At 35.4% G+C, this 23,815-nt stretch carries 28 protein-coding genes, 1 tRNA gene and 1 other annotated feature; of the genes, 25 read left to right on the top strand and 4 right to left on the bottom strand.

From position 1 onward, the window contains the following. Positions 1-45: 45 nt before the first annotated feature. From miaA to ABM34_RS03565, 3 genes are all read left to right on the top strand, one after another. Positions 46-960, top strand: a complete 915-nt coding sequence (miaA, locus tag ABM34_RS03575; protein ID WP_048703460.1) for a tRNA (adenosine(37)-N6)-dimethylallyltransferase MiaA — start codon at positions 46-48, stop codon at positions 958-960. 83 nt (positions 961-1,043) lie between these two features. After that, positions 1,044-1,117: transfer RNA gene (locus ABM34_RS03570), tRNA-Arg, on the top strand. Between the two features lie 75 nt (positions 1,118-1,192). Continuing rightward, positions 1,193-1,783, top strand: coding sequence for a sugar O-acetyltransferase (locus tag ABM34_RS03565; RefSeq protein WP_048703459.1), 591 nt, complete (start codon positions 1,193-1,195; stop codon positions 1,781-1,783). A gap of 66 nt (positions 1,784-1,849) precedes the next feature. On the opposite strand, the gene ABM34_RS03560 is transcribed toward ABM34_RS03565, so the two are convergent. The 3 genes from ABM34_RS03560 to ABM34_RS03550 all read right to left on the bottom strand — a co-directional run bounded on the left by ABM34_RS03560 (position 1,850) and on the right by ABM34_RS03550 (position 3,239). Next, entirely contained in the window at positions 1,850-2,536 is a 687-nt protein-coding gene (locus ABM34_RS03560) for a hypothetical protein (RefSeq protein WP_048703456.1), read from the bottom strand. 15 nt (positions 2,537-2,551) lie between these two features. Then, the gene (locus ABM34_RS03555) at positions 2,552-2,932 is read right to left on the bottom strand and encodes a hypothetical protein (protein WP_048703454.1); all 381 of its coding nucleotides are present in this window, start codon (positions 2,930-2,932) and stop codon (positions 2,552-2,554) included. A gap of 124 nt (positions 2,933-3,056) precedes the next feature. Continuing rightward, entirely contained in the window at positions 3,057-3,239 is a 183-nt protein-coding gene (locus ABM34_RS03550; protein WP_048703451.1) for a hypothetical protein, read from the bottom strand. Between the two features lie 295 nt (positions 3,240-3,534). Between ABM34_RS03550 and ABM34_RS03545 the strand changes: the two genes are divergently transcribed. From ABM34_RS03545 to recN, 14 genes are all read left to right on the top strand, one after another. Then, the gene (locus ABM34_RS03545) at positions 3,535-3,795 is read left to right on the top strand and encodes a hypothetical protein (RefSeq protein ID WP_048703450.1); all 261 of its coding nucleotides are present in this window, start codon (positions 3,535-3,537) and stop codon (positions 3,793-3,795) included. A gap of 89 nt (positions 3,796-3,884) precedes the next feature. Next, positions 3,885-5,573: a glycosyltransferase family protein gene (locus ABM34_RS03540; RefSeq protein ID WP_048703448.1), complete on the top strand. Its 1,689-nt coding sequence runs from the start codon at positions 3,885-3,887 to the stop codon at positions 5,571-5,573. A 44-nt stretch (positions 5,574-5,617) separates the two neighbouring features. Continuing rightward, positions 5,618-5,686, top strand: a sequence feature (ribosomal protein L21 leader region). Between the two features lie 9 nt (positions 5,687-5,695). Further along, positions 5,696-6,007, top strand: a complete 312-nt coding sequence (rplU, locus tag ABM34_RS03535; RefSeq protein WP_048703446.1) for a 50S ribosomal protein L21 — start codon at positions 5,696-5,698, stop codon at positions 6,005-6,007. A 5-nt stretch (positions 6,008-6,012) separates the two neighbouring features. Next, positions 6,013-6,354: a ribosomal-processing cysteine protease Prp gene (locus ABM34_RS03530; RefSeq protein WP_048703444.1), complete on the top strand. Its 342-nt coding sequence runs from the start codon at positions 6,013-6,015 to the stop codon at positions 6,352-6,354. A 16-nt stretch (positions 6,355-6,370) separates the two neighbouring features. Next, complete coding sequence (gene rpmA, locus ABM34_RS03525) at positions 6,371-6,643, top strand: 50S ribosomal protein L27 (protein WP_048703443.1); 273 nt, start codon at positions 6,371-6,373, stop codon at positions 6,641-6,643. A gap of 130 nt (positions 6,644-6,773) precedes the next feature. Beyond that, positions 6,774-7,337, top strand: a complete 564-nt coding sequence (gene efp / locus ABM34_RS03520) for an elongation factor P (protein WP_048703441.1) — start codon at positions 6,774-6,776, stop codon at positions 7,335-7,337. Positions 7,338-7,361: 24 nt separating this feature from the next. Next, entirely contained in the window at positions 7,362-7,778 is a 417-nt protein-coding gene (locus ABM34_RS03515) for an Asp23/Gls24 family envelope stress response protein (RefSeq protein WP_048703439.1), read from the top strand. A 5-nt stretch (positions 7,779-7,783) separates the two neighbouring features. Further along, a complete protein-coding gene (gene nusB, locus ABM34_RS03510) occupies positions 7,784-8,191 on the top strand; it encodes a transcription antitermination factor NusB (RefSeq protein WP_064505395.1) in 408 nt (135 codons plus the stop codon). Positions 8,192-8,227: 36 nt separating this feature from the next. Further along, a complete protein-coding gene (locus ABM34_RS03505; RefSeq protein WP_048706340.1) occupies positions 8,228-9,076 on the top strand; it encodes a bifunctional 5,10-methylenetetrahydrofolate dehydrogenase/5,10-methenyltetrahydrofolate cyclohydrolase in 849 nt (282 codons plus the stop codon). Next, complete coding sequence (gene xseA / locus ABM34_RS03500) at positions 9,069-10,421, top strand: exodeoxyribonuclease VII large subunit (RefSeq protein WP_048703435.1); 1,353 nt, start codon at positions 9,069-9,071, stop codon at positions 10,419-10,421. The genes ABM34_RS03505 and xseA overlap by 8 nt, the downstream gene beginning before the upstream one ends. Next, complete coding sequence (locus ABM34_RS03495; protein WP_048703433.1) at positions 10,414-10,653, top strand: exodeoxyribonuclease VII small subunit; 240 nt, start codon at positions 10,414-10,416, stop codon at positions 10,651-10,653. Before xseA ends, ABM34_RS03495 begins: the two co-directional genes overlap by 8 nt. 2 nt (positions 10,654-10,655) lie before the next feature. Beyond that, positions 10,656-11,504: a polyprenyl synthetase family protein gene (locus ABM34_RS03490; RefSeq protein ID WP_048703431.1), complete on the top strand. Its 849-nt coding sequence runs from the start codon at positions 10,656-10,658 to the stop codon at positions 11,502-11,504. A gap of 9 nt (positions 11,505-11,513) precedes the next feature. Beyond that, entirely contained in the window at positions 11,514-12,341 is an 828-nt protein-coding gene (locus tag ABM34_RS03485) for a TlyA family RNA methyltransferase (RefSeq protein WP_048703429.1), read from the top strand. A gap of 11 nt (positions 12,342-12,352) precedes the next feature. Next, the gene (gene recN, locus ABM34_RS03480) at positions 12,353-14,050 is read left to right on the top strand and encodes a DNA repair protein RecN (protein ID WP_048703427.1); all 1,698 of its coding nucleotides are present in this window, start codon (positions 12,353-12,355) and stop codon (positions 14,048-14,050) included. Here recN and ABM34_RS03475 read toward each other — a convergent pair. Further along, positions 14,042-14,377, bottom strand: a complete 336-nt coding sequence (locus ABM34_RS03475; RefSeq protein ID WP_048703425.1) for a hypothetical protein — start codon at positions 14,375-14,377, stop codon at positions 14,042-14,044. The two genes, recN and ABM34_RS03475, sit on opposite strands and share 9 nt — an antisense overlap. 177 nt (positions 14,378-14,554) lie before the next feature. On the opposite strand from ABM34_RS03475, the gene gmk reads away from it, so the two are divergent. From gmk to rsgA, 8 genes are all read left to right on the top strand, one after another. Beyond that, complete coding sequence (gene gmk, locus ABM34_RS03470) at positions 14,555-15,169, top strand: guanylate kinase (RefSeq protein ID WP_048703423.1); 615 nt, start codon at positions 14,555-14,557, stop codon at positions 15,167-15,169. Position 15,170: 1 nt separating this feature from the next. Then, positions 15,171-15,425, top strand: a complete 255-nt coding sequence (gene rpoZ / locus ABM34_RS03465; RefSeq protein WP_048703422.1) for a DNA-directed RNA polymerase subunit omega — start codon at positions 15,171-15,173, stop codon at positions 15,423-15,425. Between the two features lie 71 nt (positions 15,426-15,496). Continuing rightward, positions 15,497-17,911 carry a primosomal protein N' gene (gene priA, locus ABM34_RS03460; RefSeq protein ID WP_048703420.1) on the top strand — a complete coding sequence of 805 codons (2,415 nt, stop codon included), beginning with the start codon at positions 15,497-15,499 and terminating at the stop codon, positions 17,909-17,911. Between the two features lie 13 nt (positions 17,912-17,924). Beyond that, entirely contained in the window at positions 17,925-18,878 is a 954-nt protein-coding gene (gene fmt, locus ABM34_RS03455; RefSeq protein WP_048703418.1) for a methionyl-tRNA formyltransferase, read from the top strand. After that, a complete protein-coding gene (gene rsmB / locus ABM34_RS03450; RefSeq protein ID WP_048703416.1) occupies positions 18,871-20,196 on the top strand; it encodes a 16S rRNA (cytosine(967)-C(5))-methyltransferase RsmB in 1,326 nt (441 codons plus the stop codon). The genes fmt and rsmB overlap by 8 nt, the downstream gene beginning before the upstream one ends. A gap of 19 nt (positions 20,197-20,215) precedes the next feature. Further along, positions 20,216-20,959 (top strand): Stp1/IreP family PP2C-type Ser/Thr phosphatase, encoded by a 744-nt coding sequence (locus tag ABM34_RS03445; protein ID WP_048703415.1) that lies wholly within the window; start codon positions 20,216-20,218, stop codon positions 20,957-20,959. Next, positions 20,960-22,918: a Stk1 family PASTA domain-containing Ser/Thr kinase gene (pknB, locus tag ABM34_RS03440; RefSeq protein WP_048703413.1), complete on the top strand. Its 1,959-nt coding sequence runs from the start codon at positions 20,960-20,962 to the stop codon at positions 22,916-22,918. A gap of 9 nt (positions 22,919-22,927) precedes the next feature. After that, positions 22,928-23,815 (top strand): ribosome small subunit-dependent GTPase A, encoded by an 888-nt coding sequence (rsgA, locus tag ABM34_RS03435; protein ID WP_157023355.1) that lies wholly within the window; start codon positions 22,928-22,930, stop codon positions 23,813-23,815.

Below are 23,815 nucleotides of genomic sequence, written 5' to 3'. Positions count from 1 at the left end.
AAATTTCTATAAATTACCAAGATTATTCAATACGAGGTGTTCTTTTTGAAAAAAGTTGTAGCAATTGTTGGACCAACTGCGGTTGGGAAAAGCGCATTAGGACTAAAATTAGCTAAGGAGTTTGATGGAGAGATTATTTCCGGAGATTCAATGCAAATATATCGTGGTTTGGACATTGGCACTGCGAAGGATTCTAAAGCTGAGCTTACTGAAGTACCGCATCATCTGGTCGATATTTGTAATGTTGAGGAAAGATATACCGTCAAGGATTTTCAAAAGCATGCCATTAAATCGCTTGATGAAATATCGAGTAGAAGTAAAGTTCCATTTATTGTTGGAGGAACTGGTTTTTATTTAAATTCATTATTACGTAATCTTGATTTGGGTGGAGATTCGGATACTACACCAGAGTTACGTTCTAAACTTTTAGAGCTTGAAAAAAGTAATGGAATCGATGGATTGAAAAAAAGGTTGGTATCTGAAGATCCCGAGTCTGTTAAAACCATAGATATGAACAATCCAAGGCGATTGATCCGTGCTATTGAGGTGTTTGAAACGACTGGAAAATCAATTGTGCAACAGGAGAATGGTTCGGAAATTGCAGAATTTCTACTTATTGGATTAACGGATGATCGTCAAACGTTATACAATCGAATCAACGACAGGGTGGATAAAATGGTTGAATTAGGGCTAATTAACGAGGCCAGGACTGTTTTTGAACAGAGAAGTGTAATTCCTCAGGCAAAGAATGGAATTGGTTACAAGGAATTATTTCCATATTTTGAGAAACAAGTATCGTTGGATGATAGTTTGACTGAAATCAAGAAGAATTCGCGTCATTTTGCCAAAAGACAACTCACTTATTTTCGAAATCAAATGGATGTTAATTGGTATAATATCACCGCAGATAAAGATTATCTTGAAAAAATCAATAAAAAAGTATCAGATTTTCTTAGATAATATTGGAATACAAAAATCTTTAAAAAAAATGAATTCAATCGTTGACAGACAAAGGTCTGTTTCTCTATAATAGTAAAAGTGATGTCACAGTGGCTCAGTTGGATAGAGCAACGGTCTTCTAAACCGTAGGTCGTGAGTTCGAATCTCACCTGTGACATAAGTCTTACAGTTTACAAGGACTGTCACAACTTTCGAGTTGTTGACTAGTCCTTTTTTGTTTGGAGTGAAGGATATGGATATGTTTGAAATTATGCAAAGTGATAAAAGTTATGTTTCCAATCAAAGAGACATGCCGACTGATTTACAAGATAAAGCGAAGGATTTATGTTGGCAAATCAATCAAACTCGCCCAAATGAAAAGAAGAGGCGTTCTGAATTAATCAAAGATTTATTTGGAACATCAACTGAATTAACTTTTGTGGAACCAACATTCCATTGTGATTATGGGTTTAATATCCATTCGCATGGGCTTGCGGTAATTAATTATAATTGTTCTATATTGGACACGTCCCCAGTAGATATTGGTGCAGGTGCGTTTATTGCACCTGGAGTTGTCCTAGCTTGCTCTGATCATTCCTTGAATGGTGAGGAGAGGATAAGTGGTGTTGGTACAAGTTCGCCAATAAAACTAGGTAAAAATGTCTGGATCGGTGCAAATTCGGTCGTACTTGGCGATGTTACAATTGGTGATAATAGTGTGATTGGCGCTGGTAGTGTAGTAAATAAGGATATTCCTTCAAACGTAGTTGCAGTTGGCAGTCCATGTAAAGTCATCCGAAAAATTACAGAGGATGATAAAATTAAAAAGAGAATCTCCAACTAAAAGTTGAGATTCTCTTTTCCTTTATTAAAATAAGAATATGTTAGAAAGGTAATAAGTATTTTACAATTATTGCTGATTAGTAAGTGCTAATGACTTTTCTATAATTTCTGTTGATTTGGTTGCAGGTAACTTGGAAAGTGTTTTATTTCCGGTAATAAATTGATTACGAAGGTAATAAGCATCAGCATTTTTAAATAGTGAATCGTAATTACCATTTGAAATATAATCTGAATAACCACTATTTAAGGAGCTGATTGAATCTTGCTTAAAATAGACAGCAAAAGAAGTTTGCTCAACTTGTTGTCCTTGCTCGTTTTTGTACGGATCAGATCCGTAGAAAATAACTCCATTTTTAGCAGCATCGTAGGAACCAACTGATAATAACTCGTCAGCTAATTGACTAAATGAATTTGATGAACTGCTGTTAGTTGAAGCATCGACGTTATCAACTTTAACAATCAAAATTTTTGATTGATTCGATTTGGTTATTGTATCGATTGACGATGCATTGTTATCGGCAAATTTAGCTTGCTCGTAAGTTTGTATTTTCGAAATTGAAGCGTTACTTGCTGGCTTTTGTGGAATTGAATTGCGGTCACATGATGCGAACGATACTACGATTGCAATAATGATTATGGCTAGGGTGATAACTAGCGCTCCTGCAGTTCTATAAGCCATACGTTTATTGATTTTCTTTTGAGCTTCAATTTGGGATTTATCCCATTTTGGTAAATTATCTTTGTTATCATTCATGCGGAATCATCTCGTTTATAAATTTTGCAGTGAAAATTTTTGATCATAAAGCTTCTGATTACGTGTGTCAAAATACTTTATTTCAAGGGACTTACTTTGCTTCTCTTCATTAGGAATAGCAATATTGATTGCTTGGCCTGGTGCAAAGGAGATATCATTTAATGCTTCGAAGTACTTTGATTCTGGGCTTAAAAATATGTCTACTATTTTTGATTCAGTTTTTCCAGTATTTTGAATTGCCAGTTTTCCGTCCAGAGTTTTAGTTATGGTGAAAAATGGCCGGTTAGACTGTTTTACATATTTCAAAAGACGGTAGAGTGGGATAGGTATGAGAATTGTACCTGACATAACCACTACAGTAAGAATTATTAAGACAACTAAATTTGCAATTTCCAAAATATGACACCTCCTATTAATATTTAATATCATATTCATTTTACATCTTGATAAGATAATTATTTAACTATATATAAAAATGACAATAAAAAAACGCAGATCCAGATGGATTTGCGCATAAATTTTAGTTATCTAATTCATTTCTACGGTTTTTGATGATCTTTTCAAGTTCATCCAGGTCAGTTATTGTAGACTTTTTTCTGATAAAACTACGAGCAGATGACCTCATCGCAATATAGTTGGCTCGTTTTCTGTTTTTCCGATGCCATTTTTCGTTGGCTCTTTTCTGTGCTTCTGTTAAAACCATAATTACTCCCCTATACATGCTAATGAAAAGATTATAAACAGTAATAAGGTATTAAAGCAAGGAATTATAAAAATAATTATGCAAAACCCTAAAAAACTTCGAAATATTCAAAATAAATATCAATAAAATTGACCAGAAAAACAATATTTGGTAACTTTTTAGAAATTATTTGTGATATTAATTTTTATTTAATGAAATTGTATTGCAATGTGCAAAAAATAATTTTAATATGTATCTGAAATGTGTATAATTAAATAGTTGCAGTATATTTTATGGAATTTTCGAGGTGGGGTACTTGAAAAGAAAGTATTCGTACGTATTTACAATAGCATTTATAATTGTTGATTTGTTTTTTGCTATTCTTACAAAGATTGGAAAAATAGACGACATCGTTGGTATAATTGCTGGAGTAATATTAATCATTGCTTTATATATCATCACAAGATTGTTTGCTCGTATTAACACTCAAAGGGGAAGATTTACATTATCTCTTTTTAGTGCAGTATTTATATTTTTATCAGTAGTTCCACTCGCAGCAACTTCAATTGTTGCTTAATTTTGAATTCAAAGTGGATTAAGACAATTCATTATTTGCCTTAGTCCTTTTTTTATACAGTTTTTCCTTATGAAGAGGGTGAAAAGAAGATGAAAAAGCGAACCTCTAGAACCGTTATTTTAGCAATAATATACATTATTTTAAGTGTTTTATATACTTGGTTGTTTGCACCTCATGGGTATATTCGCTTGATGGATAGTTATGATATTTTATTTCACATGAATCGTGTGAGCAGTTTAGGTAATATTGTTTCTTCGCCTGTGAATTTCCAATATTGGGGACATGTGGGTAATATGACAAGCGAATTTTATCCGTGGCTGACAATTCTCCCAGGATATTTTATTTTCCAACTTGCGGGGAACCCTGTGACGGGATTCTTGATTAGTTTAACTTTAGTGACATTTCTAACTTTTGTTAGTTCGTATTATTTCATGAAGAAATTTTCTAGTAATACTTTACAATCATTTTTGTTCTCAATTATTTATACATTGGCATTTTTCAGAATGGCAAGTGTGTTTTATCGTGCCGGAGTAGCTGAATATATTTGCTATATATTTGTTCCGATGTTGTTCTATGAGTTTTCAGAGTTGTTATCTGGAAAATTCTCAAAGTGGCCACTATTTGCACTTAGTTTCAGCTTGATCGTTCTGACACACCCGCTGACTGCTTTTACCACAGTTATAATAATGATTCCACTAGTGTTTTTAATATTATTTTCAAAAGTATCTCACAGCTGGAATTATTGGTATCACTTACTTTTGAGTGGAATTGAATCGATTATATTTGTTGGTATAACGACATTAGGGTTCACTTTGCCGATGTTCCAACAACAAAAATATATTCCAGTAAATCGACCTGGACTATTAGATTTAGCATCATCGGCAAAAGACCCGGTTAAAATGTTTCAACTGGCAACAAGTACCGATCTTCGAAATTATTCGTTTGGGATAATTATGATTTTGGCAGTCATATTCGTAGTCATTTTCATTTGGAAAGATAAGTTGGCGTATAAACTTGTTGGTATTGAAATGTTACTTGCTTTAATTCTTTCAACATCAATTATTCCGTGGGAAAATCTACAGGATACATTTTTTAATTATCTTCAGTTCCCATGGAGATTCCTGAACCTATTTGTATTCTTTGCTGCTATTTATATGAGTCATATTCTCACAAAGTTAGTGGATAAACGTTCACCGTTGTTAAAATTGGCTGTGATGTTACTTGTTTTAGTTGGCTGTGGTTCACAAGTTTATGCTAGTGGAGATCGACTTAACCATCAGATTACGCTAGTCAAACCTGTTTCAAAATTGACTACTCACAACAGTAGTGGTTACGTGCATGAATTTACACAAGTTGATTATTATCCTCAACGAAGCTTGCCACATAAACTTAAGATTAGACAGCATGTGGCAATTGTAGATGGCAAACGCACTAAATTACATGCGAGAGTGACAACTAGTTCATTCATTGCCAAGTACTACAATGTGGAATCATCAACAATAGATTTACCTGTATTGGTATATAAAGGAGTCAATGTTTCAATTAATAATGAGACAGCTCCCTATACAGTTTCAGACCGTGGAACGGTTCAAATCAAAACTAAACCTGGTCAAAATCAAATTGAAGTTAGTTATCATTATTCAACCGTTGCTAAAGCATCGATTGGAATTAGTATTGTTGGGTTTATTGCCTTAATTTGGCTGTGCATTAATCAGGGAAAGATTTTGCCAGTTTCTGAAAGAAAGAATAAACAAGCCAAAAAAGCTGAAAACAGTTGAAAAATATATTAATCTTTGATATATTTTATTAGTTGCAATCACTATTGCATCTACAACCGCTCAATATTAGGTTTAAGCCTTTTGGCACCTAACTGGCGAGTCTTAGAAGGGAGCATACATATATGTACGCAGTAATCAAAACAGGTGGTAAGCAATATAAGGTTGAAGAAAAAGATTCAATCTTTATTGAAAAACTTGATGTTCAAGCAGGAGACACAGTTACATTTGACGATGTAATCTTAGTTTCTGACGGAGATAACATCAAAGTGGGAGATCCAGTAGTTAAAGGAGCTTCAGTTACAGGTAAAGTTGAGAAACAAGGTAAGGAAAAGAAAGTCGTTACTTACAAATACAAACCTAAGAAGCACTCACACAAAAAGACTGGTCACCGCCAACCTTATACTAAAGTAACTATTGACGCTATCAAGGGTTAATAATTATGATTAGGGCAAGTTTTCATCGGAATAGCGATGCAAGAATTGATTCATTTCTGATATTAGGACATGCTGATTCAGGGCCTTATGGTCAAGATTTGGTTTGTGCTGCGGTATCGGCCGTGACAATTGGAACCATCAACAATCTGGAGAAGCTTACAAAGATCCAACCTCAAATTGTATTAGATGAGGTCAATGGTGGTCATCTTGGCTGCCGAGTAACTCAAGCTGTTTCGCATGATACAGCGTTATTACTTGATAATCTATTTGAAATATTGAAAGATATTGAAGGTAGTTACCCTGATAATATAAAAGTTATGTCACAAAAAAATACAATTGAATTTTAAATAGGAGGTAAACTTCATGCTTAAAATGAATTTACAATTTTTCTCTCACCATAAAGGTGGAGGTTCAACAACTAACGGTCGTAACTCAGCTGGTCGTAGATTAGGCGCAAAACGTGCTGATGGACAAGCTATTACAGCCGGAGCTATCATTTACAGACAACGTGGTACAAAGATTCACCCTGGTGCTAATGTTGGACGTGGTGGCGACGATACATTGTTCGCTCTTACAGACGGTGTTGTTAAGTTTGAAAGACTTGGCAAAGACAAGAAAAAAGTTTCAGTATACTAAGATATACCGTAAAAGAGGACATGGTCCTCTTTTTTTTTATAAACACTCACATAATATTGCCATAAAGCTATTAGTATTGGTAAAATAAAGGGAACGTGTAATTTAACCATTAAAGATTGAGGAGATAAATATGTCAATTTCAGTAAATGAATTTAAGAACGGTTTGACAATTGAAGTAAAAGACGGCATTTGGCGTGTCATTGAGTTCCAACACGTTAAGCCAGGTAAGGGTAGTGCCTTTGTTCGTTCAAAGTTAAAGAACCTTAGAACTGGTGCTGTTCAAGAAATGACTTTTAGATCAACAGCTAAAGTTGAAAAAGCAACAATTGAAAATAAAAAAATGCAATATCTTTATGCAGATGGTGACAATCATGTTTTCATGGATACTACAACATATGAACAATTGACAATTCCTGCAGAGCAAATCAAAGATGAACTTAAGTATCTTAAAGAAAATATGGAAGTCAACATCATGATGTACGGTGGTGAAACACTAGGTGTCGATGTTCCTAATACAGTTGATCTTGAAGTTACAGCCACAGAAGCTGGTATCAAGGGTGATACGCAATCAGGTGGTTCAAAACCAGCAACTATGGAAACTGGATTAGTTGTTCAAGTTCCTTTCTTCGTTAAAGAAGGGGACAAATTAACAATCAACACACAAGATGGTACATACATTTCACGTGCAAATTAATTCTAGTTATTGGAGATAAAGTTTATGGCTGATCAAAAATACGTAACATTACATGATGATGGAAGAGTTAACGGAAACGTTGAAATCTCTCATCAAGTCATAGAAATCCTTCTTGGCATTGCTACAAGCCAAGTTGAGGGTGTTTATGAAATGCGCGGTACAATATCTAATCGCATTAATTCATTATTTGGTAGAATGAATCATGGAAAAGGTGTAGACGTTGCCTTCGAAGACGACAATGTTACTGCTGATGTATTTGTTTATCTTGAATACGGTGTTTCAATTCCTAAGGTATCCTTAGAAATTCAAAGATCAGCTATTGAACAGCTTAAATTCATGACAGATATTAATCTATCACAAATTAATGTGCATGTTGTCGGACTCATTGCTAAGAAACCAAATGGTGATGTTGAACGAGTAACAACGGACAAAAAGGAATAATACTAGTGACTATAAACAGACACGAAATCAGAGAATTAGCAGTACAATCACTTTTTTCCATAGATACAACAAAAGATGATGCTGAGACAGCTATCAAGTCAACATTAGAATTGGCTGATAAGCCGGATATGGTAGTCCCAGATTATTTAACTTTTCTTGTTTCGGGAACTCTTGAAAAAGAGAGTGAAATTGATTCAGAAATTTCAAAACAATTAAAGGACAAATGGACAATTGCCCGTTTGTCTAGAATTGATCGTGCCATACTTCGTATGGGACTATTTGAAATGCAAAATAGTTTAGAAGTTCCAAAAAAAGTTGCTATTGATGAAGCAATTGAGCTTGCCGGAGATTTTGGCGACAAGGACTCAAAGTCATTTGTTAATGGTATCTTATCTAACTTTGTTGAAGGGTAGGCTGGTACAATGTACCAGCCTTTTTGGGTAAAAAATATGATTAAATTAGATGGAAAAAAAGTAGCTGGAGCTCTTGATGAAAAAATGAGCCAACGTGTAGCTACGCTTGAAGAAAAAGGTATAACTCCTGGTATTGCTGTTGTTTTGGTAGGCGATAATAGTGCCAGTGCCGTATACGTAAGAAATAAACAACGTCGTGCTGAAAAGCTGGGAATGAGATCAGATCTCATTAAGTTTGATGCTGATGTTACTGAAGACACCCTTTTGAAAAAAATTGAAGAGCTGAATAATGATCCAGCTATTGATGGATTTTTAGTTCAGTTGCCATTACCTGATCATATCGATGAAGATCGAGTAATCAATGCTATTGATCCTAAGAAGGATGTTGATGGTTTTGCTCCTGATAATGTTGGTCATTTGTGGATTGGTGAGCCTCAAACAAAGCCAGCTACTGCTGCAGGTATTTTAATGATGCTTGATTTCTATGATGTTGATTTAGATGGTAAGAATGTAGTTATCATTGGTAGAAGTAATATTGTTGGTAAACCAGTCGCTGCAATGATGTTAGCTAAAAATGCAACTGTCACTGTTGCTCATTCTCATACTAAAAATTTGAAAGAACTTGCTAAAACGGCCGATGTATTAGTAGTCGCAATTGGTCGTGCAAAGTTTGTAAATAAAGATTATGTCAAAGATGGCGCCATTGTTGTTGATGTTGGTATGGATAGAGACGAAAATGGTAAGCTTTGTGGCGATGTAGATTTTGATGACGTTCAAGATACTGCTGCAATGATGACTCCTGTACCTGGCGGTGTAGGGCCTATGACTATAACAGCCTTGATGGATCAAGTGATTGAGCTCGCAGAGGAAAGGGCAAATGGATAATTCAGAACAATATTTGACGGTTACTGCTTTAACACAATATATCAAAAGAAAATTTGACGTGGACCCATATTTGGGCCACGTTTATTTGACTGGCGAAATTTCTAACTTTAGGCTGCGTCCTAATGCACATCAATATTTTTCTTTGAAAGATGATAAAGCTAAGATTTCCGCAATAATGTTCAAATCCGCCTTTAGCAAAGTTAAGTTCAAACCTGAAGAAGGAATGAAGGTCCGAGTTAAGGGCAGGATTTCGCTGTATGAACAAACTGGTGCATATCAGATATATGTAGAGTCAATGGAGCCAGACGGGTTAGGTGCACTATATTTAGCATTTGAGCAATTGAAGAAAAAACTTCAAAAGCTAGGTGTTTTTGATATGCCTAAGAAACCAATTCCACAGTTTCCAAAAAAAATTGCTATTGTTACTAGTGAATCTGGAGCAGTTATTCATGATATTATGACGACTGTTTCGAGAAGATTTCCAATTGTTCAGTTAGTTTTATTCCCTGCACAAGTGCAAGGTGATTCTGCTGCAGCAACAATTGTGGAGAGATTGAAACAAATTAATGACATTGGTGATTTCGATACGATAATTATCGGTCGTGGTGGTGGATCAATCGAAGATCTATGGCCATTTAACGAGGAAATTGTTGCTGAAGTAATCGTGAATAGTAAGATTCCGGTTATTTCATCTGTCGGTCATGAAACCGATACAACAATTGCTGATCTAGTGGCTGATCTACGAGCTGCAACTCCAACTGCTGCTGCTGAATTAGCAACACCAGTTTTACGTGATATCCTGCAATACATACAGGATTTGAATGCGCGGATGTTGGTTGCTCAGAACAAGCTTCTTGATGATTATCGAAAGCAAGTGAAAAATTATTCTGAAAATGTATTTTTACAACATCCAGAAAGAATATATGAAGTTTACTTGCAAAAAGTTGATAATTACAAAACAAGGTTGATGCAGGTGACGACGAATCACTTGAATAGAATGAAGGAGCAACTCTGGAATTCTGAAAATCAATTAGTTTCTGTTTCACCACGTGATCAAATTAATAAGTACAACACACGTTTATCAAACGATGTTCAAACAATGACGTTGAAGGTAAACAGATTAATCAATACTCAACGTAATTATTATAGTAAGCAAGTTGCTGCACTAGATTCATTGAGTCCGTTGAAGACACTTAGTCGTGGATATGCGATTGCGACAGATGCATCTGGTAAGCTTTTGAAACAAGCTAGTGATTATAAAGTGGATGAGAAGTTAAATTTAAGAGTCCTTAACGGAACTGTTGAGGTCGTTACGAAGAATATTAGCGAGGAAAATGATGGCTGAAAAAAAGAAAAGTTTTGAAGATAATTTAGCAGATTTAGAAAAAATTGTTACCGACCTTGAAGCTGGTAATGTACCTCTAGAAGAAGCAATGGAAAAATTCAAAACAGGTGTTACGTTGAGTAAAAACCTGGAGAAAACACTTGCTGATGCTGAAACTACGGTAACCAAGATCATGTCGAAAGATGGTAGTGAATCGACATTTAAAGAAAATAACAATGAGGATGCTAAATAGTTTTGGATATTAAAAGCTTTACAGAATTTCATGAGAAACTACTACCTGAGTTCAATGAATTTCTAACCGAGAAAATAACAAAAGAAATTAAACAACCTATTTTACGTGATTCAATACTGTATTCACTTGATTCCGGTGGGAAGCGTGTTCGACCCATGCTAATGCTGGCAACAGCTTATTCATCTGGTGTAAAATACGATGACCTTCCAAAGTATTTTGATATCGCTGGTGCAATTGAACTGATTCACACTTATTCGTTGATTCATGATGATTTGCCAGAGATGGATAATGATGATTACCGTCGTGGTGAATTAACCAATCACAAAAAATTCGGTACTGGTCCTGCAGTTTTGGCTGGTGATGGATTATTAACACAAGCATTTTATTGGATCGCGAAATCCGAGTTAGATACCAGTAAACGTATGGCTGCTGTTCGAATTCTCGCACATAATGCCGGTCCAATGGGTATGGTCGCTGGTCAAATGACAGATATAACTAAAGAGGACCGAAAACTCACTGAAGAGGAATTGACGCAGTTGCACAAACAAAAGACAGCTGACTTGATTTCGGCCGCTATTACAATTGGTGCTTCAAGTGCTGATCATAGGATATCTAAAGAATTGGTAATGTACGCTGAAAAAGTTGGTTTAGCATTTCAACTTAAAGATGACCTTGATGATGCTGATGATGGGGAAGATGCACACAAAAATACTTTCCCTAATTTAATTGGTAAAGAAGCAACTGAAGAAAAGTTGCGTAATTTGGTTAAAGATGCACTTAATGCAGTATTAAAAGAAAATAAGTTTGATAAAAACTTATTGGTAAGCTTTTTAGATTATTTTAGAAAATAGGAGATAAAATTGGCCAAAAAACGTGTTGATGTTCTCTTAGTAGAACAAAATTTATTTGAGTCACGTGAACAAGCTAAGCGTTCAGTCATGGCTGGTGAGGTATATAACCAAGATAATTTGCGTTTCGACAAGGCGGGAGAAAAAGTTGATCCTGAAACTATTTTTCATGTTGTCGAAGGTGCCCATAGTAAATATGTAAGTCGTGGTGGATACAAACTGGAGAAGGCGGTCAAATCATTTGATATTGATTTGGCTGACAAGACTTGCCTAGATATTGGCTCGTCCACTGGTGGGTTTACTGATGTTGCCTTACAAAATGGTGCAAAATTAGTTTATGCACTTGATGTTGGTTACAATCAATTAGCTTGGAAATTGAGAAGTGATGATCGTGTTGTTGTTATGGAGAGAGTTAACTTTAGATATAGCAAACCTGAAGACTTTCACGATGGACTCCCTCAATTTGCCATGACCGACGTTTCTTTTATTTCTCTAGAATTGATCTTGCCTCCAATGTTTAACATTATCATTCCGGGATCAGATGCAGTTTGTTTAATCAAACCCCAGTTTGAAGCAGGTCCAGAAAATGTTGGTAAACACGGAATTGTTAGAGATCATAAGGTTCATAAAATGGTTTTGGATAAAATTCTTAACTTTGCAGCAAATGCTGGATTTGATGTTACCGGATTGGATTATTCACCCATTAAGGGTGGAGAGGGTAATATTGAATTTTTAATGCATATTCAAAAACCTATTGATCCAAAACAAGAAGGTAAGATTGAGGAAAATGTTTCAATCGACCAAACAATGGAAGCAGCGTACGCAAATCTGAATAAGTAACAGGTGATTCAATGTTAAAAAAACTTATTATCAATAATTTTGCTATCATTAGTCAGCTTCAATTAGATTTTAAAAGTGGGATGACAACTTTAACTGGTGAAACAGGTGCTGGTAAATCAATTATCATTGATGCATTGGGACTTTTAGTAGGGAGTAGATCATCAATTGACTTTGTTCGTACAGGTCAAAATAGTTTAACTGTGCAGGGATTATTTGAAGTTTCAAAAAATAGTCCTGTTTTTGTCATTTTGGACAAGTATGGCATAAAACACGAAGACAACACCATCATTATTAAACGTGAGATCAATCGAAAAGGTAGAAATGTTTGTCGATTGAATAACGAATTGGTTAAGACCAATGTATTAAAAGAAGTTGGACGTTTTCTCGTTGAAATACATGGTCAAAATCAGTCACAAGAATTATTGGATGAAGACAATCACATAGATATTTTAGACAGGTATGCTAGTGATGAATTTGTGTCATTATTAGCTGATTATCAAATTAAATATCAAGATTTCCAAGCCAAAAAAAGTCGTTTACGAATGATTCAAAAGGATTCCCAGAACATTGCCCAACGTATAGATATGCTTAAGTTTCAGATTGAAGAAATTGACAGTGCCCAACTAGAACCAGGGGAAGATGATTCTCTGGAAGAAGAGAAGAATCATCTTGAAAATTTCGAAAAAATCAGTTCGTCTCTTCAAGCAAGTTATGAAATATTATCTGAGAATAATTCTGGAGTTGTTGATGCTTTAGGAAATGTACGTCAGCAGTTGGATGCCATTAAAGAGTTTGATTCAGCGTATCAAGAACTATATGAGTCAATCGATGGCGCATATTATCAAGTTCAGGATGATATGGCAACTATCTCGGATGAGATTGATGGATTGGATTTTGATGAAAATCGTTTGGATAACATTCAAAAAAGATTAATAGTTTTAGACAATTTGAAAAAGAAGTATGGACCTACTCTTGATGAGGTAATTCAATTTGGAATTGATGCTCATGATGAACTTTCAAAAATTGATATGGATGATTCCTCAGAAGAGAATCTTAAAAAACAAATTGATGCTCAACAATCACAATTAATGGACATGGTTGAGAAAATATCTAAGGAACGTCATGTTACAGCAAAATCTTTAATAAAATCAATCAACCACGAGTTGAAAGATCTGTACATGAAAAATGCTCGATTTGACGTCGATTTCAGCGTACTTTCAGCCGACAGTATGACTGCCAAAGGAATTGATCAGATTCGATTTACACTAAAAACAAACATTGGTGAAGACTATAAACCGTTAGTCAAAGTTGCATCGGGTGGTGAACTTTCTCGTGTGATTCTAGCATTTGAATCCATCATTGCAGAGAAAATGAATGTTGAGACCATTGTTTTCGATGAGATTGATACTGGTGTTAGTGGTCGTGTCGCTCAATCTATTGGTGATAAAATCTATCGAGTGGCTCAATCTTTACAAGTTCTTTGTATTTCTCATCTGCCACAGGTGGCAGCTATGAGTGACCAACAATTTCAGATAACAAAAAAGACCGCCAATAATAAAACCGAAACAGAAGTTTCGTTATTGGACAGTCAAGAAAGAATTGAAGCTATTTCATTGATGTTGGCAGGTACTAAAATTACTGATTTAACACGTGAACATGCAAAAGAACTATTGGAATTAGCGCAAGGTGAGCAGGAAAAATTAGAGTGATTGAGATTGGTTAATTGATTTTACTTGATTAAGTTCGACAATTTTGTAAAAACCAGTTGTGATTTTCATAATGTATTTATTGTCATTTACGGACTTGATTAACTTGCCTTGAAACTGCTCTTCGTTTAACATAGTTACTACAACTAAATATTTGTTTCGTAGGCTTTGTTGAGCAAAAAGGCTAATTTGATTGATTGGCATTTGCATGAGGTTGGATGGATTCTTGTCACCGAAGTTAATGTCAAATGTACGATCGATAAAGTCAGTAGTAGTTTGAATAATGTTCTTTGTGAATTGATTTCTGTTGATATGAGTTTGAAGTTGCATTTTGATTCCCCCGAACGTTTGTTTGTATTTACAGTATACGAACATTTGTTCGAGTAAACAAGATAACTTTAAAGATTCTTAATTAATTTGTTTTGTTATGCGCTCAAAGCCTTGAAATGAATACAATTCTATTGCAAGATAGATAACAATATATATTTAGAATAGTAGGGATAGTTAATGTCAGCTAAAGGAATGTTAATTGTATTATCTGGCCCATCTGGCGTGGGTAAAGGAACCGTCAGAAAGGCAATGTTAGAAAAATCATCAATTAGATTTGATTACTCAGTGTCAATGACCACTAGAGATATGCGTCCAGGGGAAGAAGACGGAGTGGATTATTATTTCAGAACAAATGAAGAATTTGAAGATGAAATAAAGAATGACGGCATGTTGGAATATGCCAAATATGTTGATCATTATTACGGGACTCCGCTAAAGTATGTAAATCAAAAACTTGAAGCTGGTACAGATGTTTTACTTGAAATTGAAGTCAATGGTGCAATGCAAGTTCGAGAAAAAATGCCTAATGGCGTCTTTATTTTCTTAACACCACCTGATCTTCCCAGTTTGAGACGTCGTATTACTCACCGTGGGACCGATGATAAGAAGACAATTGACAAGCGCATGGAACAGGCTAAAAAAGAAATTGCAATGATGTCCAACTATGATTATGCTGTCGTAAATGATAAAATACCTAACGCAGTTAAGAAAATTGAAGGTATAATAAGAAGCGAACACTTAAGTGTGCCTCGAGTAATTGATAAATATAGAAAAATAATAGGAGAAGATTAATATGATTAGTTATCCATCAATCGATAAACTCTTAGACAGAGTTGATTCAAGATATTCACTTGCAGTTTTAGCTGCTAAAAGAGCTCACGAACTAGAAGCTGGTGACATCGAGTTATTAAATCACTATGAGTCACCAAGAACTATCGGAAAAGCATTTGAAGAAATTGCCGATGGTAAAATTGAAATTGATCCAGATTCAATTCTTCTCGAAAAAGATGCTAAAAAATTGGAAGATCAGAAAAACGAAGCAAATTAACATTATTCCTTCACGGATTGTCTAGTAGATGATTGTGAAGGTTTTTTTATTAATGGAAGGTAGGTAGTAAAATGTCAGTTGCTGCAGTAATTGTTGATGTCCCCACAATGCAGACCAACCGTCCGTTTGAGTACGAAATACCTGAGGCTCTGAATGATGTTGTAGTGCCTGGTGTTCGAGTTGAGGTTGGTTTTGGTCGAGGAAAAAGAAAAATTCAAGGATTTGTAATGGAAGTAAAAGACTCCAGTGATTTTTCTGGGAAACTGAAACCGATAATTCGGGTCATTGATGTAAAACCGGTCCTTTCGAAAGAAATGATAGATTTATCTTATTGGCTTGCAGATAGGACATATTCATTCCAAATATCGTGTCTACAGACTATGTTACCTAATGTTATGAGAGCTAAATATAAACAGTTTATTGAAGCTGCTCCAGGTTTCGAAGATGATTCACAAGTCCAAGCATTATTGCAAAATCATTTATTTGTTGAGTTAACTAACGATACAACAGATGAAAAAATAAAAGAGATTGCACAATTAAAGAGACAAAATAAAATTAATATTGAATATGTGGTTGAAAATCAAGCTAACTCATTAACTCGTCAGGCAATTACGACTGATTTAAATGTTAATGAAATATCTGAAAAAAAGTCTCAACTAAGAAGTAACGCGAAAGCTCAACTTAAACTATATGATTTTTTAATTGTACATCATGATGAACTCCCAATTGAATCCAGTGAAATTGAGAAGAAATTCAATATTACTCGTCCAACGTTAAAGACGGCTGAGAAAAATAATATTTTAAAATTTATTGAGATAACTAAAAGGCGAACTCCAGTTGGCATTCATCCAGAACAAACTAACGCTCCGGTCCTAACTGATGAACAAAGCCAGGCTGTAAGTACAATTAATGACTCAATAGACAATCATCAGGATAAAACTTTCTTAATTGAGGGAGTTACTGGTAGTGGTAAGACTGAAGTCTATTTACAAACTATTTCTAGAGCCATTGCTCAGGATGAGACGGCATTGATGCTGGTTCCTGAAATTTCGTTGACTCCTCAGATGGTTAATCGTGTTATTGGTAGATTTGGTAACCAAGTTGCGGTTCTTCATAGTGGTCTTTCTAGTGGTGAGCGTTACGATGAGTGGACTCGAATTGAAGATGGAGTTGCGAAGGTGGTTGTTGGCGCAAGAAGTGCCGTATTCGCTCCCTTGAAAAATATTGGTGTCATCATTATTGATGAGGAACATGAGGGTAGTTATAAGCAAGATGATAATCCCAGATATCATGCTAGGGATGTAGCAACCTGGCGAGCAAAGTTTCATAAATGTCCTTTAGTTCTAGGTAGTGCTACTCCAAGTCTTGAGTCAAGAGCGCGGGCTGAAAAAGGTGTTTATCAGATGATAAATATGACCAAACGAATAAATGATCATCCATTGCCTCATGTTCAGATTGTTGATATGAGAAATTCGGAGAATTCCGCCGTAAAGGGTGACTTTTCGCCTTTGCTGCAAGATAATTTATGGAGAGTTTTGAAACGAAAAGAACAAGCAATTGTTTTGTTAAATCGTCGTGGTTACTCGTCATTTATCATGTGCCGTGAGTGTGGATTTGTTCTTAAATGCCCAAATTGTGATGTTTCATTGACTTATCACAAAAATCTTGGTCGAATGAAGTGCCATTATTGTGGTCATGAAGAACCAGTTCCACACGTTTGTCCAAATTGTAAGAGTAAGAAAATTGGTTTTTATGGTACCGGAACTGAAAATATTGAAAAACAGTTAAATGAACAATTTCCTGATGCTCGGGTTTTAAGAATGGACGTTGACACCACTCGTAAGAAGGGTGCACACGCAGCCATCATTGAAAAATTTGGTAATCATGAAGCTGATATTTTGTTGGGAACACAGATGATTGCAAAAGGTTTGGATTTTCCAGATGTGACTCTTGTTGGGGTCGTTAATGCTGATACGACTCTAAGTATCTCTGATTATCGTGCCAGTGAAAGGACTTTTCAGTTGCTGACACAAGTTAGTGGTCGCGCAGGAAGAGCTGATAAAGAAGGACATGTCATCATCCAGACTTATAATCCTGATCACTATGCAATTAAAGATGCTGCCAAACAGGACTATGAGACATTTTTTAAACAAGAAATGTATTTGAGACATCAATCAGGTTATACTCCATACTATTTCACAACACTAATTAGTGTTTCGCACCAAGATGAAGGTCAAGCGTTAAAACAAAGTTATTGGTTAAAGAAACAATTACAAAGCGTGTTATCAGATAATTCGGTTTTATTAGGACCTAGTCCAACCATGATTTCACGAAAACAAAACAAATATTTTTATCAAATTATTGTAAAATATAAGCAAGAGCCAAATTTGCATCAAAAACTTTTAGAAATTTTGTCAGATACTCAAGCTGAGACAAAAAAAGGTTTTACAATAGCAATAGACAATGAACCACAACATATAGATTAACGGAGGTAGTTATATGACAAGTGTTATTTTTCTAGGTACACCCGAGTTCTCTGCAACAGTTTTGAAAGGTTTATTAGCAGCTGATTATGATGTCGCTGCGGTAGTAACTCAACCAGACAAACCTGTGGGTAGAAAGCAAAAATTGCAAGAGAGTCCAGTTAAAGTTTTAGCAAGGGATCAGAATATTGAAGTTTATCAACCTGCAAAACTTCCAGGTAGTGATGAGATTGAAGTATTGAAAAAAATTCATGCTGATTTAATCATCACCGCTGCATATGGGCAATTTCTGCCAAATTCATTTTTAGAATCAGCTAAGGTTGCCGCGATTAATGTACACGGATCATTACTTCCTAAGTATCGTGGAGGAGCACCAATCCAATGGTCACTTCTTAATGGTGATAAAGAGACTGGTATTTCAATTATGTATATGATTAAAGGCATGGATGCAGGGGATGTTATCAGTCAAGCAACTCTCCAAATTGAACCAGATGATGATAATGGATCACTTTTTGAAAAATTAGCTGTCGTTGGTCGTGATTTATTACTTGAAACTATTCCTAATATTTTGAGTAATGATATTAATCCGTTGAAACAGGATGAATCAAAAGTTGTCTTTTCACCAAATATAAGTAAAGAACAAGAGCATCTTGATTTTAGTCAATCCGCTGAACAAATTTTTAATCATATTCGAGCTCTCAGTCCAGAACCTGGTGCATGGGTAAATATTGATGGTAAGCGCACAAAGCTTTACAAGAGCTCTGTAGTTAAACTTGATAATGATGTAAAGCCTGGGACTGTTGTAGAGGTAACACGTAAAAAACTTGTTATTGCCGCTGGTGATGGAAACGGATTATCAATTTTGAAAATTCAACCTGCCGGTAAAAAAATTATGGATGTCGCCAATTACTTAAATGGAATTGGTAAAAATTTAACAGAAGGACAAACAGTGGTCGACATTAATGAATAATTCCCGCGCGTTAGCCGTAGAAGTTTTAATTAGAGTATTAAAAAATGGAGCCTATTCCAACATTGAAATAAATAATGTTTTGAAACGTTCGGATCTGTCAGATGCAGATTCACGTCTAATGACAAATATTGTTTATGGAGTTTTACAACATAAATATGTTTTGGAATATCAACTCAAACCTTATATTAAGGACAAACAAGTTGATCAATGGGTTGAAATTTTATTAATGACGGCCATTTATCAAATGCAATATTTGGATAAGGTTCCTGAACATGCCATTTTCAATGAATCTGTTGAAATTGCCAAAGCTAATGGAAAAAATGATGGTGTGGGAAACTTTGTAAATGCTGTTTTAAGAAATTATCAGCGTCATGGTTTCCAAGATATGCCAAAGGGTAATTCTACGCATTCATTGAGCTTAAGATACAGTATGCCTGAGTGGTTGGTAGACTTGTTGATCAAACAACAAGGTGTAAACAAAACTGTTAAGGTTTTGGAATCAATTAATCAAGCTTCAGATATATCGATCCGAGTAAATACTAATAAGGCGACAGTGGATGAAGTTTCAGAAAAACTTTCCAAACAAGGTTTTGAAATGCACCCTAGTAAAATTTCTGAAGTGGGTCTAATTTGTCGTCATGGAAATTTAGTTGATACCGAAGAATTTAGAGATGGACTATTTACTATTCAGGATGAAAGTTCAATGATGGTCGCACCAGCAATGGACCTACAACCTAACGATGAAGTTCTTGATAGTTGTGCTGCTCCTGGTGGTAAGACTACTCATATTGCCAGTTTTTTGAAGGACGGTTCAGTTACAGCATTAGATATTCATAAACCTAAGACTAGATTGATTCAAGAAAATAGCCATAGGATGGGTTATCAAGATATAATCAAGACAAAGGCATTAGATGCTCGAAAAGCAAAAGATGCTTTTGAGCCTGATAGTTTTGACAAGATTCTGGTTGATGCTCCTTGTTCAGGACTAGGTTTAATTAGACGTAAACCTGAACTTAGATATTTCAGAAAGCCAGAGGATCTTCTGGACCTTCAAAAAATTCAATTGCAAATTCTCAACAGTCTGACTGATTTGGTGAAACCAAATGGAACGATTGTATTTAGTACTTGTACATTTGATGCTGAAGAAAATGAAGATGTTGTAATGAAATTTTTACAAGATAATGATAATTTTGAAGTTGTACCAGTTAAACACGATTCTAGATTGGATAAAAATGTCCATGATGGAATTCTAAAATTATTGCCAGACGATTATTTCACAGACGGATTTTTCGTTGCCGCCTTTAGAAGAAAAAAATAATGAGGTAAGGTCAATATATATGGATTATGCATTGCTGACAGATGTCGGAAAACTTAGGGAAAATAACCAAGACTATGTGAATGTTTTTAAAAATCAAAATGGTGTGATTTTTGGAATTGTTGCCGATGGAATGGGTGGCCATCGAGGTGGGGACGTTGCCTCAGATATGGCAGTTTCTCATTTGGGACACACCTTTGAAGAAACAAGGATTGCCGATGCTGATGACTTACGTGAGTGGGTCTTAAAAGAAATAAGCAAAGAAAATGACCGAATCATTTCCGTTTCAAATCAATTTGATGATTTGAATGGGATGGGTACAACTATGGTTGGTGTCTTTTTTACCAAGGATCAAATGATAGTTGTAAATGTTGGTGACTCTCGTTGTTATATTTATCGTGGAGGCAAACTGGAACAATTAAGTGTGGATCATTCACTTGTTCACGAATTGGTGGAAACTGGACAAATTAGTCCGGAGGAAGCTGAAAACCATCCTCAAAAAAATATCATTACTCAAACATTAGGGGTTTCTCAAACCGTGCAACCACGGATCAAGAATTTCGACTTGTTTGAGGATGCAATCGTATTACTCTGTTCTGATGGATTAACAAATATGGTTAGCGAAGCAAGCATAGCTGATGTACTATCTCGCGATATTAGCTTAGATGCAAAATGTCATATTTTAATTGACAAAGCTAATGAAGCAGGTGGTCGTGACAATATCACTGCGCTACTTTTTGCTCCGGAAGACGGAGGTAAAAAGTAGATGGATAAAGGTTACCTAGTTGGAAATCGTTATGAGATTATTCGAACTCTTGGTGAAGGTGGAATGGCCAATGTTTATTTGGCGAATGACACTAAGACAAACGAGAAGGTAGCCGTTAAAGCTTTACGTTATGATTTACAAGATGATGAATCAGTTAAAAGAAGATTTGAACGTGAGGCAAAGGCTACTGGGACTCTGTCACATCCTAATATCGTTAATGTCTTGGACGTTTGTAATGATAATGGTAATCAGTACATTATTATTGAGTACGTTCATGGACCCAATTTAAAAAAATATATTCGTGACAATTTTCCGATTCCATATCATGAAGTCGTTTCAATCATGGAACAAATCTGTTCTGCGGTTGCCGAGGCTCATGCTCATGGAATTATTCACAGAGATTTAAAACCAGAAAATATTTTGGTTGATGATTCAAAGCATCCAATTCAAGTTAAAGTATCTGACTTTGGTATTGCACTTGCCTTAAGTGATCGTTCTATTACTAGGACCAATTCGCTGCTGGGTTCAGTACACTATATGTCGCCCGAGCAAATTCGTGGGGGTTCAGCAACTGAACTTTCCGATATTTATGCGTTGGGAATTATTTTATTTGAATTGTTAGCTAAAACTGTACCGTTTAAGGGTGATACCGCTGTAGCTGTTGCAATGAAGCATTCTCAAGAGGAGATTCCGGATTTACAAAAAATAGATCCCAATATTCCTCAATCCTTAGAAAATGTTGTTTTAAAAGCAACAGCAAAGGATGCGAAACAACGTTATCAGTCCGTAAAGGATATGTATCAAGACCTTAAAACTGTTCTGCTTCCAGAAAGAGCCAATGAGCCTAAATTTGTACCTAATCCAATGGCTGGCAACGATTTGGATGCAACACGTGTAATGACACCAATTCATCCAGATAAGACTCAACAACGCTCTAAAGAGCCGGTGAAGAAGAATCATAAACCCCGCAACATAATCATTGGATCGATTATTGCCGCCATAGCCCTGTTCTTTATGATTTTTATGATAGTTAAAGGGAATCAAGAGACAACCGTTCCAGATCTGAGTAATTTGACACTCAAGCAAGCTAAAGTAATGTTAAAGGGTTCAAATTTACAAGTAGGAAATGTTTCTAAAGAAAATGATGATGATGTTGAAGCGGGGCATGTTATTAGATCTATTCCAAACAAGGGATTAAAGCTAAAAAATAATGCTGATGTCAATTTAGTTGTTAGTATAGGGGCAACGTACTATAAGATGCCAAACTTGGTTGGGAAACAATATGATGATGTTCAAGACAATCTTGATAAGCGTGGATTTAAGGTGAAACTTAAATATTCAGCAAATAATAATTACACAACCGGAACAATTTTGAAACAAAGCATTGCTGTTGGTGATCGTGTCATTGCCAAGAAGAAGACCTTGACGTTGACACTGGCAAAACCACAAACAGCGAAGAAGAAAGTTACTCGTGTAAGAGATTTAACTGGTTATAACTTGAAGAGTATCCAAGATTATGCCAAAGAAATTGATGTGACACTTGATGTTTCATACGCTTATTCTGATTCTATTGATGAAGGTATTTTGATTAGTCAAAACCCTTCTGCAAATAGTGTGATTAATAACGGTGCAACACTTTCAGTCACAATGTCAAAAGGTTCGGATCCTTCGGACAATTCGAAGGACAATGATTCAAATAATAATAATAGTAATTCAGGTACCAAAACCGTAACAAGAAATATTACAATTCCATATTCAAATGATGGCACTGGGTCTCCGAATAAAGTAACCATTTATCTCGGGGATGCAAACCATAATATTTCGTCACCTTACAGAACTATGAGTATTTCTCAAGACACACCAGTAACATTGAGTTTTAACGTCAAAGATGGACAGACAGGGAACTACACTGTTGAAAGCAATAATTCAACAATCTTAAGTGGTTCAGTTAGTGGGTAGAATCCAATGATCAAACACGGAAGAATTATTAAATCAATAAGTGGTTTCTATGACGTTATTGATAATGAAAGTGAAAAATTAGTTCGTACAAGAGCAAGAGGTAATTTCAGAAAACGGGGCATTAAGCCGATTGTTGGAGACATGGTTGCCTATGATGATAGTGGTGATTTGGGCTACATCTTGGAACTTTTGCCTAGAAATAACAGTTTGGTGAGACCACCAATTGCAAATGTCGATCAAGCAATCGTCGTGACGTCTGCTGTTGAGCCAAAGTTTTCAAGTAATTTACTTGATAAAATCTTAGTGAATATTGAGCACAATGATATCGAACCATTAATTTATCTCACTAAAACGGACATGATTGATGAAGATGCTTATGCGAAAATAAGTGAGCAGTTGGAAGGATACTATGAAGCTGACTATGTCATTTTTGATGACAAAGACAACTACAATCCACAACAAGTTCAAAGATTACAAGAGCACTTTGCGGATAAGGTCACAGTATTCACTGGACAATCTGGTGCTGGTAAGTCAACACTTTTGAACCATATCGATCCGGAACTAGCAATTGCCACAGCGGCAATCTCACAAACTTTGAATCGTGGTAAACATACAACTAGACAAGTTTCACTATTTGAAATTTCAGGCGGTTTAGTTGCTGATACACCAGGATTTTCATCACTTGAACTAATTGATATTGATAAAGATGAGTTACCAACTCTTTTCCCTGAATTTGTTAAATATAGTTCTGAGTGTCAATTTAGAGGTTGCCGACACGTTAATGAACCAGGTTGTAAAGTTAAAGAGATGGTTGATTCTGGTAAGATTATGAAGAGTAGATACGATAATTATTTATACTTTTTGAATGAAATCAATTCATACAAAAAACGATATTAA

Origin of the sequence: Companilactobacillus ginsenosidimutans (genome assembly GCF_001050475.1) — a bacterium.
GTDB classification, from domain to species: Bacteria; Bacillota; Bacilli; order Lactobacillales; family Lactobacillaceae; genus Companilactobacillus; species Companilactobacillus ginsenosidimutans.
Note: the sequence above shows the minus strand (reverse complement) of the source record. Positions and strands in the feature narration are given on the sequence as shown.

What these genes read in the sequence shown, in the direction of transcription:
- ABM34_RS03565 (WP_048703459.1), top strand. Translation starts at nt 1,193, where the DNA reads ATGGATATGTTTGAAATTATGCAAAGTGATAAAAGTTATGTTTCCAAT.
- ABM34_RS03515 (WP_048703439.1), top strand. Translation starts at nt 7,362, where the DNA reads ATGGCTGATCAAAAATACGTAACATTACATGATGATGGAAGAGTTAAC.
- pknB (WP_048703413.1), top strand. Translation starts at nt 20,960, where the DNA reads ATGGATAAAGGTTACCTAGTTGGAAATCGTTATGAGATTATTCGAACT.
- rsmB (WP_048703416.1), top strand. Translation starts at nt 18,871, where the DNA reads ATGAATAATTCCCGCGCGTTAGCCGTAGAAGTTTTAATTAGAGTATTA.
- ABM34_RS03550 (WP_048703451.1), bottom strand. Translation starts at nt 3,239, where the DNA reads ATGGTTTTAACAGAAGCACAGAAAAGAGCCAACGAAAAATGGCATCGG.
- rpoZ (WP_048703422.1), top strand. Translation starts at nt 15,171, where the DNA reads ATGATTAGTTATCCATCAATCGATAAACTCTTAGACAGAGTTGATTCA.
- ABM34_RS03530 (WP_048703444.1), top strand. Translation starts at nt 6,013, where the DNA reads ATGATTAGGGCAAGTTTTCATCGGAATAGCGATGCAAGAATTGATTCA.
- ABM34_RS03445 (WP_048703415.1), top strand. Translation starts at nt 20,216, where the DNA reads ATGGATTATGCATTGCTGACAGATGTCGGAAAACTTAGGGAAAATAAC.
- fmt (WP_048703418.1), top strand. Translation starts at nt 17,925, where the DNA reads ATGACAAGTGTTATTTTTCTAGGTACACCCGAGTTCTCTGCAACAGTT.
- ABM34_RS03540 (WP_048703448.1), top strand. Translation starts at nt 3,885, where the DNA reads ATGAAAAAGCGAACCTCTAGAACCGTTATTTTAGCAATAATATACATT.
- recN (WP_048703427.1), top strand. Translation starts at nt 12,353, where the DNA reads ATGTTAAAAAAACTTATTATCAATAATTTTGCTATCATTAGTCAGCTT.
- rpmA (WP_048703443.1), top strand. Translation starts at nt 6,371, where the DNA reads ATGCTTAAAATGAATTTACAATTTTTCTCTCACCATAAAGGTGGAGGT.
- ABM34_RS03495 (WP_048703433.1), top strand. Translation starts at nt 10,414, where the DNA reads ATGGCTGAAAAAAAGAAAAGTTTTGAAGATAATTTAGCAGATTTAGAA.
- rplU (WP_048703446.1), top strand. Translation starts at nt 5,696, where the DNA reads ATGTACGCAGTAATCAAAACAGGTGGTAAGCAATATAAGGTTGAAGAA.
- priA (WP_048703420.1), top strand. Translation starts at nt 15,497, where the DNA reads ATGTCAGTTGCTGCAGTAATTGTTGATGTCCCCACAATGCAGACCAAC.
- ABM34_RS03505 (WP_048706340.1), top strand. Translation starts at nt 8,228, where the DNA reads ATGATTAAATTAGATGGAAAAAAAGTAGCTGGAGCTCTTGATGAAAAA.
- xseA (WP_048703435.1), top strand. Translation starts at nt 9,069, where the DNA reads ATGGATAATTCAGAACAATATTTGACGGTTACTGCTTTAACACAATAT.
- gmk (WP_048703423.1), top strand. Translation starts at nt 14,555, where the DNA reads ATGTCAGCTAAAGGAATGTTAATTGTATTATCTGGCCCATCTGGCGTG.
- ABM34_RS03475 (WP_048703425.1), bottom strand. Translation starts at nt 14,377, where the DNA reads ATGCAACTTCAAACTCATATCAACAGAAATCAATTCACAAAGAACATT.
- efp (WP_048703441.1), top strand. Translation starts at nt 6,774, where the DNA reads ATGTCAATTTCAGTAAATGAATTTAAGAACGGTTTGACAATTGAAGTA.
- ABM34_RS03560 (WP_048703456.1), bottom strand. Translation starts at nt 2,536, where the DNA reads ATGAATGATAACAAAGATAATTTACCAAAATGGGATAAATCCCAAATT.